The following is a 16,774-nucleotide window of genomic DNA, read 5'->3' as shown; positions in this document are numbered from 1 at the left end:
GGACGAGCATGGAACACCTTCCGGTTTCGCGGCGGATACGCCAGGGTTGTGGCAACTTTCCACCGCAATGTGAGGAGATCTGTGGCCAGTCCAAGTGTGGTCGACACCCGGGGCAGTGACTTCGCCCGACTAGCCCGCCGAATCTCTGACGCCGGTCTCCTCGACCGGCGTCCGGTCTATTACGCGGTGCGGCTGACCATCGTGGTCGCCGCGTACCTCGGCTGCTGGGCGTTGTTCGCCTGGGTGGGCGACTCGTGGTGGCAACTGCTCGTCGCGGTCGCGCTGGCCGTGGTCTTCGCGCAGATCGGCTTCGTCTCCCACGACCTGGGCCACCGCCAGGTGTTCAGGAAGCGGCGGCCGAGCGACGTGACCGGTCTGCTGCTGGGGAACCTCGGCATCGGCCTGGGCTGGGGATGGTGGACCAGCAAGCACAACCGCCACCACGCCAACCCCAACCACGAGGACCACGACCCGGACGTCTCCCCCGCGGTGATCGTCTGGTCGGACGACCAGGTGACGCGGAGCGCGGGCCTGGCGCGGGCCGTCGCGAGGTACCAGGCGTTCCTGTTCTTCCCGCTGCTCACCCTTGAGGCCTGGCACCTGCACATCGCCAGCTTCAAGGCGCTGCTCGCGCCGGCGGCCAAGCGGCCGTGGGCGGAGCTGGCGCTGCTGACCACCCACTTCGTGCTCTACTTCGGCGCGGTCTTCGCCGTGCTGCCGTTCGGCAAGGCGCTGGTGTTCCTGGCCGTGCATCAGGGGCTGTTCGGCCTCTACCTGGGCTCCACGTTCGCGCCCAACCACAAGGGCATGCCCGTCCTGACCAAGGACGACAAGCTGGACTTCCTTCGCAAGCAGGTGCTGACCTCCCGCAACGTCAGGGGCGGCCTGTTCACCGACGTGGCGCTCGGCCAGCTCAACTACCAGATCGAGCACCACCTGTTCCCGAACATGCCCGCGCCCAACCTGCGCAAGGCGCAGCCCATCGTCGAGAGCTACTGCGCCGAGGTCGGCGTCAGCTACCTGCAGACCGGGCTCGTCGCCTCCTACGGCCAGGCCCTGCGCCACCTGCACGAGGTGGGCGCTCCGCTGCGCCGCTGAGCCTCAGCCCTCCTCCTCGACCCGCCTCTCCAGATCGGCACGGCGTCGTTCGAGGTCGGCGATCAGCTCGGACTGCTCGTCGGCCTGGGCGATCATGGCGGCGGTCTCGATCTGGTCGGTCGCGCCCATGGTGCCCACCTGGTCGCGCACGTCCTGGTTCTCCGCCTTCAGCCGGGCCAGGTCCTCTTCGACCTGCCGGAGCTCATCCTTGGTACTCATCTCGGTCAACTACCCCATCACTCGCACGACCATACAAAATGGAGCACATGCCTAGATTGTCGGCGAGCAGCACGGTGTCCCTCGTGGTCGTCGCCGTCGCGCTCGCCGGCACCCTGCTCGCCGGGCTCAGGAGCGAGCAGCCCGCCGGCGCGCTGGACGTGGTGCTGCCGATCGTGTCGTGCGGCGCGCTGCTGTTGCGGCGGCGCCTTCCCGTCACGTCGCTGATCGTGGTCGTCGTGGCGGTGTCCGCCTACTATCCGCTCGCCCGGTTCGACGGGCCGCTGGTCGTGCTGGTGTTCGTGGCCCTCTACACTGCCGCCGACCAGGGACGGCTGGCCGCCGCGATCGCCACCGGGGCCGCCGTGCTGCTGGCGATGGGGTTCGGCGAGTCCCACGGGTCCAGGCACGTGGACGACGGCACGTTCGGCGCGATCACCGGTTGGGTGGTGGCCGCCATCGCGTTCGGCGGGGTCACCAGGAACCGCCGGGCGTACCTGCTGGAGGCGCAGCGGCGCGCGCTGGACGCCGAGCACTCCAAGGAGGAGGAGGCCAGGCGGCGCGAGAGCGAGGAACGGCTGCGCATCGCCAGGGAGCTGCACGACGTGCTCGGGCACAACATCTCCATGATCAACGTGCAGGCGTCGGCCGCGCTGCACGGGCTGGCCAGGCGTCCCGAGAAGGCCGAGGCCGCGCTGCGGACCATCAAGGAGACCAGCAAGGAGACGCTGCGCGAGCTGCGCACCACGCTGGGGGTGCTGCGCCAGGTGGACGAGGACGCGCCGACCAGGCCCGCGGACAGCCTGGCGCGGCTGCCGGACCTGGTCGCGGCGTCGGGGCTGGAGGTGGCCGTCGAGCCGTCCGGGCCCCTGGACGCCGTGCCGACCGAGGTCGACCTGGCCGCCGCCCGCATCATCAGGGAGTCGCTGACCAATGTCGCCCGCCACTCCGGCACGACGAAGGCCACCCTCTCGGTCAGCAACTCCTCGGGGAACATCCTGATCCGGGTCGAGGACGACGGCCCGGGCGCCACGTACACCGAAGGCAGCGGCTTCGGCCTGCAGGGCATGCGCGAGCGCGCCGCCGCGCTCGGCGGCGACCTGGAGGCCGGCCCGCGCCCCGAGGGCGGCTTCCGCGTCGTCGCCCGCCTGCCATTGAACGGAGTCCGATGATCCGCGTACTGCTCGCCGACGACCAGACCCTGGTCCGCGCCGGATTCCGGTCGATACTCTCCGACGAGGACGACATCGAGGTCGTCGGCGAGGCCGGCACCGGCGCGGCGGCCGTGGCGGGCGCCCACGAGCACCGGCCCGACGTGGTGCTCATGGACATCCGCATGCCCGAGCTCGACGGCCTGGAGGCCACCCGGCGCATCGCCGGCGACCCGCGGCTCGACGGCGTCAAGGTCATCATCCTGACCACCTTCGACCTGGACGACTACGTCTACGGCGCGCTGCGCGCGGGCGCGGGCGGGTTCCTGGTCAAGGACACCGAGCCGGCCGAGCTGATCCACGCGGTCCGGGTCGTGGCCAGGGGCGACGCGCTGATCTCGCCGTCGGTGACGCGGCGGCTGATCGCGGAGTTCGCCGGCCGGGTCAAGCGGCCGGAGCCGGGCCCCGAGCTCAACGCGCTCACCGAGCGCGAGCGGGAGGTCATGGGCCTGGTGGCGGCCGGGCTGTCCAACGACGAGATCGCCGCCCGGCTCGTGCTCAGCCCCGCCACGGCGAAGACGCACGTCAGCCGCATCATGACCAAGCTCGGCGTGCGCGACAGGGCCCAGCTCGTGGTGGTCGCCTACGAGGCCGGGATGATCACTCCGGGCTGGCTTACAACCTGAGTCGTACGACTTTAGTGATCTTCGGCCCGGGGTTGTACGCCGGATTGCAGACCGGAGCATGACGCGGCGGAGCAGGCCGTGACGCCAAGCTCTCGGCATGGACACCGTCGACCTCGCCCGGCTGCAGTTCGCGTTCACCGCGGGCGCGCACTTCCTCTTCGTCGCGCTGACGCTCGGCCTGGCGACGCTGGTGGCCGTCGTCCAGACCCGGGCCACCTTCAGCGGCGACCCCGTCCACCTGCGGATGACGAGGTTCTGGGGGCAGCTCTACATCATCAACTACGCCATGGGCATCGTCACCGGGCTGGTCATGGAGTTCCAGCTCGGGCTGTCGTGGAGCGGGCTGACCGACTACGCAGGCAACGTCTTCGGCGCCTCGCTGGCGATCGAGACGCTGGTGGCCTTCTTCGTCGAGGCCACGTTCCTGGGCCTGTGGATCTTCGGCTGGAACCGGCTGAACCGCTGGGCGCACCTGGCGCTGATCTGGGTCGTCACGCTCACCGCCTACGCGTCGGCGTTCTGGATCATGATCTCCAACGGCTTCCTGCAGAACCCGGTCGGCCACGCCGTCGAGGGCGGCAGGCTGCGGCTGACCGACTTCGGGGCGATGATCGCCAACCCGGCCGCGCAGATCGCGTTCGGGCACGTCATCGGCGGCGCGATGATCGTCGGCGGGTTCTTCATGGCTGGGGTGAGCGCCTACCACCTGCGCAGACGCACGGCCGAGCACGACCTGTTCAGGAAGTCGCTGCGGATCGGCGTCGGCGTCGCGCTGCCGGCCTCGTTCTTCACGGTGACGTTCGGCGGGCTCGGGTTCCAGACCCTCCAGCCGTCCAAGGCGGCGGCCTGGACGGGCCAGGCCGAGCGGCTGGCCGCCGTGCAGGCGGACATGACGGCCAGGTTCGGGCCGGGCGACTACCTGCCGCCGACCGGCTGGGTGCAGGGGGCCGGCATCACGATGATGATCCTCTGGGTGGTGATGACCGTCGTGGCGGGGCTGAGCCTGCTGCTGATGTTCTTCCGGCCCGTCGTGCGCGGCTTCCGGGCCTGGCACTGGCTGCTGACGCTGATGATCCCCGTGCCGTTCGTCACCATGCTCGCCGGGTGGACCTTCCGCGAGGTGGGGCGTCAGCCGTGGGTGGTCTACGGGCTGCTGCGCACGTCCGAGGCCATGTCGCCGGTGACGGCGGGCGAGATGCGGCTGTCGCTGACGGCGTTCGTGTCGGTGTTCACGGTGCTGATCGCGGTCAACTACTGGCTGCTGGCCCGGGCGGCCAGGCGCGGGCCCGGCGCGGTCGCGCTCGGCGCCCTTCCGGCCGAGACCCCCGTCCCCGTCCCCGCGTTCTGAAGGAGCCGATCATGGAGATCTTCGTCCTGGCCTTCTTCGCCCTCGGCTACCTCGTGCTGGGCGGGGCCGACATCGGGGTCGGCATGGCGCTGCCCTACCTCGGGCAGTCGGCGGGCGAGCGGCGCGAGGCGATCGCCGCGATCGCGCCGTTCTTCCTCGGCAACGAGGTGTGGCTGGTGGCCTCGGCCGGAGTGCTCGCGGGGCTCTTCCCCGACCTGGAGGGCCATCTCCTGAGCGGCAACTACGCGGTGGTCGTCGCGCTGCTCGTCTCGTGGGTGGTCAGGGACATGGGCCTGTGGCTGCGCGGGCGGGTGCCCGGCGCGCGCTGGCAGGCGTTCTGGGACGGCGGGATCGTGGCCGGGAGCTGGGGGCTGGCGCTGAGCTGGGGGCTGCTGCTCGCCGAGGTGCTGCTCGGCATCCAGGGGCCGCTCGTGCTGCTGGCCGCGCTGGTGGTGGCGGCGCTGTTCGCGGTGCACGGGCTGGCGTTCGCGGCGCTGCGGCTGCGCGGACCGTTGCGGGAGCGGGCCGGGGTGTTGTCCGGCGAGGCGGGCGAGGGCCGCACGTACGCGCTGACGGCCGGTGCGCTGCTGGTGGTCGGGGTGCTGGCCGGTCTGCGGCTGCCGCTGGTGGCGGGGTCGTCGGGGGCGCTGCTGACGCCGGTGATCCTCGTCCTGATCCCGCTGCTGGTGGCCTCGCAGGGGTGGGTGTGGTGGACGTTCCGGCACCGGGTCAGCGGGCCGTCGTACCTGTGACCAGGCGGGTGACCCTGGTGGAGCACCCGCCTGGCGTCGGGTCAGAACAGCGGAGCGCCGTCGCGGGTCAGCCGCCAGTTGGCGGAGGCGAAGTCGGCGGGGTTGATCGTGCCCTTGGCGGTGGCGTACTCGATCAGCGCCTGGCGGATCTCCACCTGCGCGTTGTACAGCACGGGAGCGGTGGTGACGTGCGGGAAGCCGCCGCCGCCCGACTGGCGGTAGTTGTTGATCGCGACCACGAACTCCTTGCCGGCCGGGATCGGCGCGCCCTCGAAGGTGAGGTTGGCGACGCGCTGCCCGGCGGGCTTGGCCACGTCGATGTCGTAGGAGACGCCCAAGAGCTGGTCGTAGTTGTAGTCCGGGGTGTTGCCGGCGTTGGTCAGCTTGGTGACGTCCACCGGGTCGCCCGGGTTGAGCTGGTTGAAGTACCGGGCCGAGTACTCCAGGTAGTCCTTGATCTGGGCGCCGGTCAGCTTGATCGCCAGCAGCGTGTTGTCGTAGACGTAGAGCCCGGCCACGTCCCTGACCCGCACGTCACCGGCGGGGAAGACGGCGGTGCGGCTGAACGGCGCGGCGATCGACAACACCGGCAGCGTGTTGCCCGGCAGGGCGGCCTTCACCGTCTCGGTCTGCACCTGCTGGATGTAGTCGAGGATCGGCGTGTCCTTGTACGGCGACTCGGCCGCCGACAGCTCCTCGGCCGACTTGGCGACGACCTTGTTGACGTAGCCCACCGTGGTGTCGTGCTGCGGCTTGAGCAGAGAGACGATCTTCGGGTCCTCCGTCACCGTGTTGGTGTTGAGCGTGGCCGAGCTCTTGCCGGTCACGACCCACTTCCCGCGCTGCTTGGTGAGGGTGAAGTCGAGCCGCGACAGGCGCTGGCCCCACTTGCCCGGCTCGGTGAGCAGCACCTGCTGCCCGGTGCTCTTGTTGGTCACGAAGCGCTGGGCGACCTCGTTGTGCGCGTGCCCGAACAGCACCGCGTCGATGCCCGGCACCTGCTCGGCGACCATCGCCGAGGCGTTCTCCACGGGCAGGTCGGTGCCGTAGGAGGACATGCCGCTGTCGCCCGCGTGCGCGGTCACCACGACCACGTCCGCGCCGAGGCCGCGGATGACCGGCACCCACTTCCTGGCCGACTCGACCAGGTCGGTGAAGCGCAGCTTGCCCTCGACGTTCGCCTTGTCCCAGATGGCCACGCCGGGGTTGGTCAGGCCGAGCACGCCGACCTTGATCGGCTTGTCGCCCTTGACCTTCATGGTCTTGATCACGAACGGCCGGTACGCCGGCAGCCCGCTCCCGGCGTGCACGGCGTTGGCGCCCAGCACCGGCGCCCGCATCTGCCTGATCCAGGTGGCCAGCAGCGGCAGACCGTAGTTGAACTCGTGGTTCCCGAGGGTGACGGCGTCGTAGCCGATGGCGTTCATGGCCTTGGCCATCGGGTGGGTCTGCCCGGTCTCGGTGATCGGCTCGACCTTGGCGTAGTAGTAGGCCAGGGGCGTGCCCTGGATCGTGTCACCCGAGTCGAACAGCAGCGTGTGGTCCGCCCCGCGCTCGGCCCTGACCTTGTTGACCAGCGACGACACCTGGGCCAGGCCGATGGTGTTGCCCTGCTTGTCGGCGTAGGCGGCGTCCTTGAAGTAGTCCCAGTTGAGGGCGTTGCTGTGGATGTCCGACGTCCCCATCACGGTGACGGTGACGCTCTTGTCCCCGCTCGCGTGGGCGGGGAACGCCACCAGGGCCAGCGCGGTCAGCGCGGCGGCCCCTGTGGCGGCGAGCTTCTTGGTCTGCATGTGCCTGGAGGGTAACCAGGACAAATTACTCGTTGGTTACGAAATCGCGGATCAAGGCTGTCACCTCTTCGGGACGTTCGTGTAGCACCACATGCCCGCTGTCCAGCTCGGCGTAACGGCTGCCGGGCAGCGCGGCGTGCAGGGCGCGGGCGTGCCCGACCGGGACGAGGTGGTCCTGCGTGCAGCCGATCACCAGCGTGGGCGCGGTGATGCTCGGGAGCAGGTCCCTGATGTCGGTCCTGAGGTCCAGCTCGATCTGGCGTACCGTGCCGGGGGGCGGGTCGCCGGCCATCATGGCCTTCAGTCCGTCCTCGCCCTGGCCGCTCACGAAGGCCGGGCTGAAGCCGACCAGCGGGGCGTACGCCGCGAAGCTCTCGGGGTCGGTGGCCGCCAGCCGGGCCCAGGTGCGCAGGCCGAGCCGGAGCCGGGGGTCGCCGGCGTGCGTCCAGCCCGCGATGAGCACCAGCCGCCTGACCAGCTCGGGATGCCGGGCGGCGACCCCCGCCGCCACCACCGCGCCCAGCGAGAAGCCGACCAGGTCGGCCGGGCCGCCCTCGGGGAAGGTCGCCGCGACCTGCTCGATCAGCAGGTCGAGGGTGAGGTCGCCGCCGGGGTCGGCGGTCTCGCCGCTGCCGGCGTAGTCGGGGGTGATCACCGTGCGGATGTCGGCGAAGTTCTGGACGAGGTGGCCGTAGTTGCTGACGGCGTCGCCGCCGGTGCCGTGCACCATGACCAGGCCGGGGCCGCTGCCCGCCCGGTTGAAGTGCACGTGTCCGCCGTCGTGGACGACTGTGGGCATGGGGGTCTCCTAGAGGTTTCCGCCGCCGGTGGCGTCGAGGGTGGTGCCGGTGATGAAGCTCGCCGCGGGCGAGGCGGCGAACGCGACCACGTCCGCGATCTCGCCGGGCTCGCCGATGCGGTTGAGCGCGTGCCTGCTCGCCGCGTACGCGCGGGCCCCGGGGTCGCTCAGCCAGCCCGCGTTGACGTCGGTGTCGATGATGCCGGGCGCGACGTTGTTGACCGTGATGCCGCGCGGCCCCAGCTCCTTGGCCAGGGCCAGCGTGAACACCTGGACCGCGCCCTTGGTCATCGCGTACGCGATGCCCTCGGGATAGGCGATGCGGGCCGCGCCGGAGGTGATGTTCACGATGCGGCCGCCGTCGGGGATCAGCGGCAGCACCTGCCGGGTGAGGAAGAACAGGCCCTTGACGTTGACCGCGAACAGCCGGTCGTAGCCCTCCTCCGTCTCCTGCGCGAGCGGCGTGGACAGGCCGATGCCGGCGTTGTTGACCAGCACGTCAAGCACGTCGGTCTCCTCGGCCACCCGGCGGGCGAGCCGCTCGACCTCCTCGGGCACGCCCAGGTCGGCCCGCACGGCCACGGCGTTCGCCCCGATCAGCCCGACGACCTCCTCGGCCGCGGCGGCGTCCCTGGCGTAGTTCACGATCACGCGGAACCCGTCCTTGGCCAGGCGCAGCGCGATGGCCCGGCCGATGCCCCTGCCGGCGCCCGTCACCAGGGCAGTCCTCATCGCTCGAATCCTTTCTTTAGCGATCGATACAGAAACCATAACATAGCGATCGCTATAGAATGAGCGCATGGCGAGGCAGCGGGCATTCGACAGGGACGCGGCACTGGAGAGCGCGCTGTGCGCGTTCTGGGAGCACGGCTACGAGGCGACCTCGATCGCGGCGCTGACCGCCGCCATGGGCATCAGGCCCCCCAGCCTGTACGCGGCCTTCGGCGACAAACGGCGGCTGTTCGAGGAGGCGGTGCGCCGCTACCAGCTCACCCACGGCGCGTTCACCACCAGGGCGCTCGCCGAGGAGCCCACCGGCCGCCGGGCCGTCGAACGCGTGCTGCGCGAGTCGGCCGCCGAGTACACGAACGCGGACCACCCGCCCGGCTGCCTGATCATCAGCGCCGCGGTCAACTGCGGGCCGGAGTCCGCCGACGTGGCGGAGTTGCTGCGCGGGTTCAGGGAGGCGGCGAAGGCGGCGATCAGGAAGCGCGTGGACGACGACGTGGCGGCCGGCCGATTGGCCCCCGGCACCGACACGGAAGCCCTGGCCACCTTCTTCGCGTCGGTGATCCAGGGCATGTCCACGCAGTCCCGCGACGGCGCCTCCTACGCCGGCCTGCTGGGGGTCGCCGAACTCGCCATGGCGGCCTACCCGCCGCCCCCGCGCTGACGGCCGCGCGAAAGCCGCACGGCCGCCCGGCGCACAAAACCTGACCCGCGCGGCCGCGCGGCTTACAAACGCCTGGAATGCTTGGCCGTCCGATTTATTGCGACATGACGCCCGCGTCCTCCGGGGGCAGTTCGGGGGGCGAGGCGCGCAGCCAGCGGCAGCCGTGCGGTCCCAGCGCGAGCTTGGCCGTGCCGTCGGCCGACACCTTGATCGTGCCGTCCACCAGCAGGTCCGTGAGGTCGCAGTTCTCCAGGCCGTCCAGCCGCAGCTCGACGTCCCTGGCCGTGTCGCACAGGTTGTGGGCGACCACGACCGTCGCGCCGTCGGCGTCGCAGCGGTGCGAGAAGATCGCGTCGTCGCCGGTGTCCAGCACCGTGTACTGCCCCCAGGCCAGCTCAGGGCATTCGCGGTACCGCTCGATGAGGAGCTGGAACCAGCGCAGCAGCGAGTCGGTGTCGCGTTTCTGGTCGGCCACGTTGACCCGGTCGGGCGCGAACGAGCCCTCGGGGATCTCGCGGACCGTCTCCTCCTTCTGGCTGAAGCCGCCGTCCTCGGACCACTGCATGGGGATGCGGACGGCCATCCGCCCCTCTTCGTCCAGGTTCTCCCCCATGCCGATCTCCTCGCCGTAGAAGATCACGGGGGTGCCGGGAAGGGAGAACAGCAGGCTGTAGGCCATCTTGATGCGCCGCAGGTCGCCGCCGAACATCGTGGGCAGCCGCCGCCGCAGCCCGCGGCCGAAGATCTGCATGTCCTTACGGGGGCCGAACGCCTGGAAGATCTCCTGGCGTTCCTCTTCGGTGAGCTTGTCGAGGGTCAGTTCGTCGTGGTTGCGGAGGAACATCGCCCATTGACAGTCCTTGGGGGCCCGGGGGCGTTCCTGCAGGGCGTCCATCAGGGGGCGGGCGTTGTTACGGGCGAAGGAGAGCCAGCTGTTCTGCATGCCGATGAAGTCGAAGCACATGGTGATCTGGTCACCGAGCCCTTCACCGAAGTACCGCAGTAACTCCTTGTAGGGCAGGTTGACCTCGCCCAGCAGGATCGAGCCGCCCTTGCGCCTGGTCATGAAGGCCCGCAGGTCGGCCAGGAACTCGTGCGGGTTGGCCAGCTTGGGGTTGACGTTCTCGATGAGGAACGGCACCGCGTCCACCCGGAAGCCCGACAGGCCGAGCTCCATCCAGAAGCCGAGGATGCGGGTGATCTCGTCCCTGACCTCGGGGTTGCCGACGTTCAGGTCCGGCTGGTGACGGTAGAAGCTGTGCAGGTAGTACTGGCCGCTGCCTTTGTCGTACTGCCAGATGGAGTCCTCCTTGTCGGGGAAGACCACCTGCTTCGGGTCGTCGGGCTCGGGGGTGTCGGACCAGACGTACCAGTCGCGCATCGGCGAGTCCTTGCTCTTGCGCGACTCCTTGAACCAGGGGTGCTGGTCCGAGGTGTGGTTGACGACCAGGTCCGCGATCACCCGCAGGCCCCGGTCGTTGGCGGTCCGCATGAACTCCACGAAGTCGCCCAGGGTCCCCAGCCGGGGGTCGATGCTGTAAAAGTCGGTGATGTCGTAACCGTCGTCCCGGTTGGGGGTGGGGAAGAACGGCATCAACCAGAGGCAGGTCACGCCGAGACCCGCGAGGTAGTCGATCTGCTGGGTCAAGCCGCGGAAGTCGCCCACACCGTCGCCGTTACCGTCCTTGAACGTCTCCACGTCCAGGCAGTACACGACGGCGTTCTTCCACCAGACGTCGGAGGTGTACGTCAGTCGCATGGCGGGCCTGCTACCCACCCGGCCAGAAGAAATGTCCTTTTGGTGGTTTGCGTCCGGTTCTAATCCCGTGACCTCGGGCTACCGGGGCATCGCCGAACCCGAGCAGCCGTGCGGATCCCACGCGAATAGTTCGGGGGCCGAACTGATGGTAATCTGATCTCATGGCCAAGCCCGAGGAGCAGCTGGGAGTCGTCTCCGCCCTGGTGCGCTCGACCTTCCTGGTCAACGCCGTCTACGCCGAGTCCGCCCGCGCGTACGGGCTGACCTCCCAGCAGGGCCAGCTCCTGTGCGTGCTGATGGCCCAGCCGTACGGGATGAGCGAGCTGGGCGCGATGTTGCGCCTGGCCAAGTCGAGCCTCACCGAGCTGGTCGACCGCACCGCGCAGCGCGGCATGGTGCGCCGCGAGCCCAACCCCGCCGACCGGCGCGCCGTCCAGGTCACGCTGACCGAGGAGGGCGCCAAGCTCGCCGACGAGTTCTACACCGAGGCGTGCCGGCGCATCGACGAGCTTCCGTCGGGGCTCGACGAGGCCGAGCGCGCCACGCTCGCCGATCTGCTCTCCCGCCTGGTGCGGGACAACAACGCCCCCACGGTCTTCATCGAGCGCGCCGACACCCCCTGACCGCCGCCCGCTGTCACACCCCGGCCGGCGCCGGCTCGCCGGCGACCCCGAACAGCTCAGCGAACCGTCCGGTGAACAGGTCCCGGCCCTTGTAGTCGGCCACCGACTCGGCCGGCAGCACGATCGGCCCCTCGGGCGAGGGCAGCTGGCCGACGCCCCCTTCGGCCCCCAGCGGCAGCAGCACGAACGGCAGCGGCGAGGGCCGGTACACCGACGAGGGCCGCTCGCCGCGCAGCTGGGCGATGATGTTCGCGGCCACGACCTCGGCGTGCTGCATCGCGTTCCCGGCCATCTTGGCCTCGGCCAGGTCGGTGATGTCGCCGATCGCGTAGACGTGCTCGTGACCCTCGACGTTGAGCCGTTCGGTCACCCGTACGTGGCCGCGGGGCGTGCGCGCGGCGCCGAGGTCGCCATCGAGGTAGCCGGTACGGACGCGCACGCCGTACGCGCGGAACCAGATGTCAGCCGACAGCTCCCCCGCCGTGGACCCGACGGTGAACGGCCCGGCCCGCCCCGGCCCGGCGGGCGGCTCGGCGTCCAGTGTGGTGCCGAGCAGCAGCTCCACCCCCAGCTCGGCGAGCTGCCTGCGCAGGTCGGCGCGCACCTGCGGCTCGAACGCCGGCAGCAGCTCCGTGCCGGGATCGACGATCGTGACCCGCTTGTCCGGCCACACCGCCTTGATCTCCCCGGCCAGCTCCAGCCCGACCGGCCCGGCCCCGGCGATCAGCACCCGCCCGGCCTCCGCCAGCTCCCCGTGGACGGCGTGGATGCGCTCCCGCGCCTGCCCGGCCAGGTCGTCCTCGAACTTGAACGGGAAGGGGTACCCCGACCCGGTGGCCAGCACGAGGTAGTCGGCCTCCACCCGTTCCCCGGACGCCAGCAGCACACCCCGCGAATCCACCGAGACCGCCCGCTCCCTGACGATCCGGCCACGCTCCATCAACCGGTCGTAGGGGAAGAACATCTTCCCGGCCCATTCCGGCCGGGCAAGGGCCCGCATGGACGCGGCGTTCTGGACGAAGGCGTCCTTGGGCTCGATGAGCACGACGTCCGCGTGCTCGTCCAGCGCCTTGGCGGCCGCCGCGCCGCCGTAACCACCACCGATGATCGCCACAGTACGGCTCATGGTGCACATCTCCCATCGGAACCACAGCTTGTTCGTATTACGAACCATAATAGTTCGTAACCCGAACCGCAACTGCCCGAAAGTTCTCCGCCCCGGCGCGATGAGTTCCGGCGGCCCCGCCGGTACGTATCCGTGAACCTGTCATCAGCGATGAGGAGAGAGAGCCATGACCGAGACCCGAGAGCACGACGTGGCCGCCATCAAGAGCGTCCTTGAGCGCCTCTACCAGGCATGGGCCGACGGCGACGCCGACGCCTTCGTCACCGACTACACCGAGGACGCCACCTCGATCCTGCCCGGCAGCGTGCGCCGGTCGAGGGAGGAGGTGCGCGGGAAGATGGCCGAGGGCTTCGCGTCCTACCTCAAGGGCAGCACGACCGCCGACCGGCTGGAGAGCATCCGTTTCCTGGGCGAGAGCGCCGCGATCGCGGTGAGCGAGACCGGCGTCCTCTTCCCCGGCGAGACCGAGGTCCCCGCCGAGCGTATGGTGTACGCGACCTGGGTGCTCGAGAAGCGGGACGGCGCCTGGCTGCTCGCGGCCTACCACAACAGCCCGGCCGTCGTGGCAGGCTGACGTACCCGTAAGGCAGGCGGAAGGCAGGGCAAGGGCGTGGACGCGGTGACGCCGGGACAAGAGGGCTTCGATCGCCGGATCGAGCCGTTCCGCAAGGAGCTGCTGGCGTACTGCTACCGGATGCTCGGCTCACCCCACGACGCCGAGGACCTGGTCCAGGAGACGTACCTGCGGGCGTGGCGGGCGCGGGAGCAGTACGACGGCACCCGCAGCTCCCTGCGCACCTGGCTCTACCGGATCGCGACCAACGCCTGCCTGACGGCCCTGGAGGTGCGGGGGCGCCGGCCGCTGCCGTCGGGGCTGGTGGCCGCGTCCGACCCGCTGGCGCCGCTCGTCCAGGGGGAGAACCTGGCCTGGCTCCAGCCCCTGCCGGACTCGATGCTGGACGCGGGCGACCCGGCCGGCGCCGTGGTCGAGCGCAGCGGCCTGCGCCTGGCGTTCGCCGCCGCCCTGCAACACCTGTCGGCGCGCCAGCGCGGCGCGCTGATCCTGCGGGACGTGCTGAGCTTCTCCGCGTCGGAGTCGGCGGAGATCCTCGGCACCACCGTCGTGTCGGTGAACAGCTCCCTGCAGCGGGCGCGTGCCCGGGTGAAGGAGGCCGGCGTCCGGCGCGAACCGCTCGGCGAGCCGCCGCTGGCCGAGCAGCGCGCCTGGGTCGACCGCTACATGCGCGCCTTCGAGCACGCCGACGTCGAGGAGCTCAAACGGCTGCTCACCGAGGACGTCGTCATGGAGATGCCGCCGATGCTCAACTGGTTCGCCGGGCGCGGCAACTACGGCCTGTTCATGGACTGGGTCTTCGAGGCGGCCGGCACCGACTGGCGGCTGGCGGCGGTCACGGCCAACGGCCAGCCGGGGTTCGGCGCCTTCCGGCGCGCCGGCGACCGGTACGAGCCCCACACGCTGCAGATCTTCACCGTCACCGCCGAGGGCATCAGCCGGAACTCGGTGTTCCAGGGGGCCGAGATCTTCGCGGCCTTCGGTCTGGCGGCCGGTTTCGACGCGCCCCGATGAGCCCGGCGGGCCCGCAAGTTTCTTCAAGACCGGGCAGGGGCGGACGGCCGATGCTGGGCGGGTGATTTCACCCGTTTCTACCCTGGTGACCGGCGTGCGCCGTGGCCCGATGCTCGCCGTGCTGCTCACCGGTCAGGTCATGGCCTCCATGGACGGATCGATCGTGTCGGTCGCCGCGCAGACCATCCGCCAGGACCTCCACGCCGGCGGCACGGCGATCCAGCTCGTCGTGTCGGGCTACCTGCTGACCGTCGGTGTGCTCCTGGTCACCTGCGCGCGCATCGGCGACCTCGTCGGGCAGCGACGCGCGTTCCTGTTCGGGCTGGGCTGGTTCACCGCCGCCTCGCTGCTGTGCGGGCTGGCCCCCGACGTGGGCGTGCTGGTGCTCGCGCGCGTCGCGCAGGCCGCCGGGGCGGCGCTGCTCACCCCGCAGATCTTCGCGCTCATCCAGACGCACTGGCAGGGCGACGCCCGCCGCCGGGCGATCGGCCTGTACAGCATGGTGCTCGCCCTGGGCGTCGCGCTGGGGCAGGTCGTCGGCGGGCTGGTCGTCAGCGCCGACCTCCTGGGCCTGTCCTGGCGGCCGGTGTTCCTGATCAACATCCCGATCGGCGTGATCGCGCTGGCCGTGGGGCCGCGCCTGCTGCCGCCCTCGCCCGTGACCGCGCGGGCGCGCCTCGACCCGGGCGGCGTGGCGATCCTGACCGCGGCCATGGCCGCGATCACCGTCCCGCTGATCTTCGGCCGCGACCTCGGCCGGCCGCTCTGGATGTGGATCTCACTGGCCTGCGGCGCCGCGCTGTCGGTGGTGTTCGTCCGGCACGAGACCAGGGCCCGGCACCCGCTGCTCGACCTGGCCTCGGTACGGCCGCGCGGGGTGAGGCCGGGGCTGGCGGCGTGCTGGATCGTCATGGGCTGCTACACCGTCTTCCTGCTCACCCTCACGCTGCACCTCCAGACCGCGCTGGGGTACTCGCCGCTGTGGGCGGGGCTGGCCTTCGTCCCGTACGCGCTGGGATTCGGCGCGCTCAGCCTGAGCTGGACCCGGTATCCGCGGGGACTGCAGCGGGTCCTGCCGGTCGCGGGTCCGGTCGCCTTCGCGGCGGGGGCGGGCCTGCTGGCGCTGCTGTGCCGGGACGAGTGGCGGCCGGTCGTGGCCGTCCCGCTGCTGCTCCTGGCCGGGGCCGGGCACGCCGCCGGGTACAGCCCGCTGATCGCGCGCGTCACCACGCTGGTCGAGCCGCGGCTGGCGTCGGCGATCTCGGCGCTGAACGCCACCGGGCCGGTGCTGGCCGGGGTGACCGCCGTCGCCGGGCTCGGCAGCGTCTACTTCGCCGCGCCGTCCTCGGCCGACGGGCTGCTGCGGGTCGTCGGCGCGGTCGCCGTCCTGCTCGTGGGCGCGGCCCTGTGCGCCGTCCGGGCGACGCGGGGGAGCGGCGACCCGGCGTTCACAGGAGGGTGCCGCCGGACACGTCGAACCTGACCAGCGCCTCGTCGATCCTGGTCAGGGTGTCCGGGTGCAGGGTGAGGTCGGCGGCGGCCAGGTTCTCCTCGATGTGGGCGGGGGTGCGGCTGCCCGGGATCGCCACGACGTGCTCGTCCTGGTGCAGCAGCCACGCCAGGGCCAGCTGGGCGGGGGTGATGCCGAGGTTGGCGGCCAGGGTGCGGATGGGGGCGTACCTGTCGTTGTTGCCGGCCAGGTTCTCCGCCGAGAACCGGGGCGCGTTGTGGCGGAAGTCGCCTTCCTCCAGCCGCTGGACCGTGCCGGTCAGGAAGCCGTTGCCCAGCGGGCTCCAGGCCACCAGGCCGACGCCGAGCTCGCGGGCCGCGGCCAGCAGGTCCGGCTCCACCGGCCGCCACATCGACCACTCGTTCTGCACGGCCGTCACCGGATGGACCGCGTGCGCGGCCCTGAGCTGGGCCGCCGTCACGTTGGACAGGCCGATGTGCCTGATCAGGCCGTCGCGCACCAGGTCCGCCATCGCGCCGACCGTCTCCTCCACCGGGACGCCGGGGTCCGGGTAGTGCAGGTAGTACAGGTCGATCACGTCGGTGTCCAGGTTGCGCAGGCTGCGTTCGGCGTAGCGGCGGACCAGGCGCGGGTCGGCGTTCACGCGCAGCTCGTTGAAGGCGTACCCGACCGGGTACGGGCGGCTGGGCTCGCCTTCGGGGATCGCCAGGCCGAACTTGGTGGCCACCACGACCTCGTCGCGGGGGCGTCCCTTGAGCGCGCGGCCGACCAGGCGCTCGTTGTGGCCGTCCACGCCGTAGGCGTCGCTGGTGTCGATGTGGCCGGCGCCGCCGTCCAGGGCCGCCCGCAACGCCTTCTCGGCCCGGGTGTCGTCGATGTCGCCGTACACACCTGGCGAGAGCACCATCGCGCCGAAACCGAGCGCGGGGACCTGCAGTGTTCCGAGTTCGCGTGTCTTCATGACGATGATC

Annotated in this window: 17 protein-coding genes; 10 read left to right on the top strand and 7 right to left on the bottom strand. The window is 70.9% G+C overall.

Features of this window, described 5'->3' with window-relative positions:
* Positions 1-81 precede the first annotated feature (81 nt).
* The gene (locus AB0C33_RS42740; RefSeq protein WP_358298851.1) at positions 82-1,098 is read left to right on the top strand and encodes an acyl-CoA desaturase; all 1,017 of its coding nucleotides are present in this window, start codon (positions 82-84) and stop codon (positions 1,096-1,098) included.
* Between the two features lie 3 nt (positions 1,099-1,101).
* Here the strand turns inward: AB0C33_RS42740 and AB0C33_RS42735 are convergent, their stop codons facing one another.
* Positions 1,102-1,317, bottom strand: coding sequence for a hypothetical protein (locus tag AB0C33_RS42735; protein WP_358000040.1), 216 nt, complete (start codon positions 1,315-1,317; stop codon positions 1,102-1,104).
* 47 nt (positions 1,318-1,364) lie between these two features.
* Between AB0C33_RS42735 and AB0C33_RS42730 the strand changes: the two genes are divergently transcribed.
* The 4 genes from AB0C33_RS42730 to AB0C33_RS42715 all read left to right on the top strand — a co-directional run bounded on the left by AB0C33_RS42730 (position 1,365) and on the right by AB0C33_RS42715 (position 5,251).
* Positions 1,365-2,486, top strand: a complete 1,122-nt coding sequence (locus tag AB0C33_RS42730; protein ID WP_358298849.1) for a sensor histidine kinase — start codon at positions 1,365-1,367, stop codon at positions 2,484-2,486.
* Entirely contained in the window at positions 2,483-3,151 is a 669-nt protein-coding gene (locus AB0C33_RS42725; protein WP_352361586.1) for a response regulator transcription factor, read from the top strand. Before AB0C33_RS42730 ends, AB0C33_RS42725 begins: the two co-directional genes overlap by 4 nt.
* 97 nt (positions 3,152-3,248) lie before the next feature.
* Complete coding sequence (locus AB0C33_RS42720) at positions 3,249-4,499, top strand: cytochrome ubiquinol oxidase subunit I (protein WP_358298847.1); 1,251 nt, start codon at positions 3,249-3,251, stop codon at positions 4,497-4,499.
* 11 nt (positions 4,500-4,510) lie between these two features.
* A complete protein-coding gene (locus AB0C33_RS42715) occupies positions 4,511-5,251 on the top strand; it encodes a cytochrome d ubiquinol oxidase subunit II (RefSeq protein ID WP_358298845.1) in 741 nt (246 codons plus the stop codon).
* Positions 5,252-5,292: 41 nt separating this feature from the next.
* Here AB0C33_RS42715 and AB0C33_RS42710 read toward each other — a convergent pair whose 3' ends face one another.
* Genes AB0C33_RS42710 through AB0C33_RS42700 form a run of 3 tightly spaced genes read right to left on the bottom strand, consistent with a single transcriptional unit; the run spans position 5,293 to position 8,575 of the window.
* Positions 5,293-7,044 (bottom strand): 5'-nucleotidase C-terminal domain-containing protein, encoded by a 1,752-nt coding sequence (locus AB0C33_RS42710; RefSeq protein WP_358298843.1) that lies wholly within the window; start codon positions 7,042-7,044, stop codon positions 5,293-5,295.
* Between the two features lie 25 nt (positions 7,045-7,069).
* Positions 7,070-7,843: an alpha/beta hydrolase gene (locus AB0C33_RS42705; protein WP_358298841.1), complete on the bottom strand. Its 774-nt coding sequence runs from the start codon at positions 7,841-7,843 to the stop codon at positions 7,070-7,072.
* A gap of 9 nt (positions 7,844-7,852) precedes the next feature.
* Positions 7,853-8,575 (bottom strand): SDR family oxidoreductase, encoded by a 723-nt coding sequence (locus tag AB0C33_RS42700; protein ID WP_358298839.1) that lies wholly within the window; start codon positions 8,573-8,575, stop codon positions 7,853-7,855.
* Between the two features lie 67 nt (positions 8,576-8,642).
* Here AB0C33_RS42700 and AB0C33_RS42695 point away from each other — a divergent pair, with 67 nt between their 5' ends.
* The gene (locus AB0C33_RS42695) at positions 8,643-9,236 is read left to right on the top strand and encodes a TetR/AcrR family transcriptional regulator (RefSeq protein ID WP_358298837.1); all 594 of its coding nucleotides are present in this window, start codon (positions 8,643-8,645) and stop codon (positions 9,234-9,236) included.
* 94 nt (positions 9,237-9,330) lie between these two features.
* On the opposite strand, the gene AB0C33_RS42690 is transcribed toward AB0C33_RS42695, so the two are convergent.
* The gene (locus tag AB0C33_RS42690) at positions 9,331-10,995 is read right to left on the bottom strand and encodes an alpha-amylase family protein (RefSeq protein WP_358298835.1); all 1,665 of its coding nucleotides are present in this window, start codon (positions 10,993-10,995) and stop codon (positions 9,331-9,333) included.
* 161 nt (positions 10,996-11,156) lie between these two features.
* Between AB0C33_RS42690 and AB0C33_RS42685 the strand changes: the two genes are divergently transcribed.
* Positions 11,157-11,618 carry a MarR family transcriptional regulator gene (locus AB0C33_RS42685; RefSeq protein WP_358000015.1) on the top strand — a complete coding sequence of 154 codons (462 nt, stop codon included), beginning with the start codon at positions 11,157-11,159 and terminating at the stop codon, positions 11,616-11,618.
* A gap of 13 nt (positions 11,619-11,631) precedes the next feature.
* Here the strand turns inward: AB0C33_RS42685 and AB0C33_RS42680 are convergent, their stop codons facing one another.
* Positions 11,632-12,744: an FAD-dependent oxidoreductase gene (locus tag AB0C33_RS42680; RefSeq protein WP_358298834.1), complete on the bottom strand. Its 1,113-nt coding sequence runs from the start codon at positions 12,742-12,744 to the stop codon at positions 11,632-11,634.
* 166 nt (positions 12,745-12,910) lie between these two features.
* Here AB0C33_RS42680 and AB0C33_RS42675 point away from each other — a divergent pair, with 166 nt between their 5' ends.
* The 3 genes from AB0C33_RS42675 (at position 12,911) to AB0C33_RS42665 (ending at position 15,815) form a co-directional block, all read left to right on the top strand.
* Positions 12,911-13,318, top strand: coding sequence for an SgcJ/EcaC family oxidoreductase (locus tag AB0C33_RS42675; protein WP_358298832.1), 408 nt, complete (start codon positions 12,911-12,913; stop codon positions 13,316-13,318).
* Positions 13,319-13,354: 36 nt separating this feature from the next.
* A complete protein-coding gene (locus tag AB0C33_RS42670; protein ID WP_358298830.1) occupies positions 13,355-14,332 on the top strand; it encodes a sigma-70 family RNA polymerase sigma factor in 978 nt (325 codons plus the stop codon).
* Positions 14,333-14,426: 94 nt separating this feature from the next.
* Positions 14,427-15,815 carry an MFS transporter gene (locus AB0C33_RS42665; protein WP_358298828.1) on the top strand — a complete coding sequence of 463 codons (1,389 nt, stop codon included), beginning with the start codon at positions 14,427-14,429 and terminating at the stop codon, positions 15,813-15,815.
* Here AB0C33_RS42665 and AB0C33_RS42660 read toward each other — a convergent pair.
* Positions 15,781-16,764: an aldo/keto reductase gene (locus AB0C33_RS42660; RefSeq protein WP_358298826.1), complete on the bottom strand. Its 984-nt coding sequence runs from the start codon at positions 16,762-16,764 to the stop codon at positions 15,781-15,783. The genes AB0C33_RS42665 and AB0C33_RS42660 overlap by 35 nt on opposite strands.
* Positions 16,765-16,774 lie beyond the last annotated feature (10 nt).

Source organism: Nonomuraea sp. NPDC048881 (genome assembly GCF_040649795.1).
GTDB lineage: Bacteria > Actinomycetota > Actinomycetes > Streptosporangiales > Streptosporangiaceae > Nonomuraea.
Note: the sequence above shows the minus strand (reverse complement) of the source record. Positions and strands in the feature narration are given on the sequence as shown.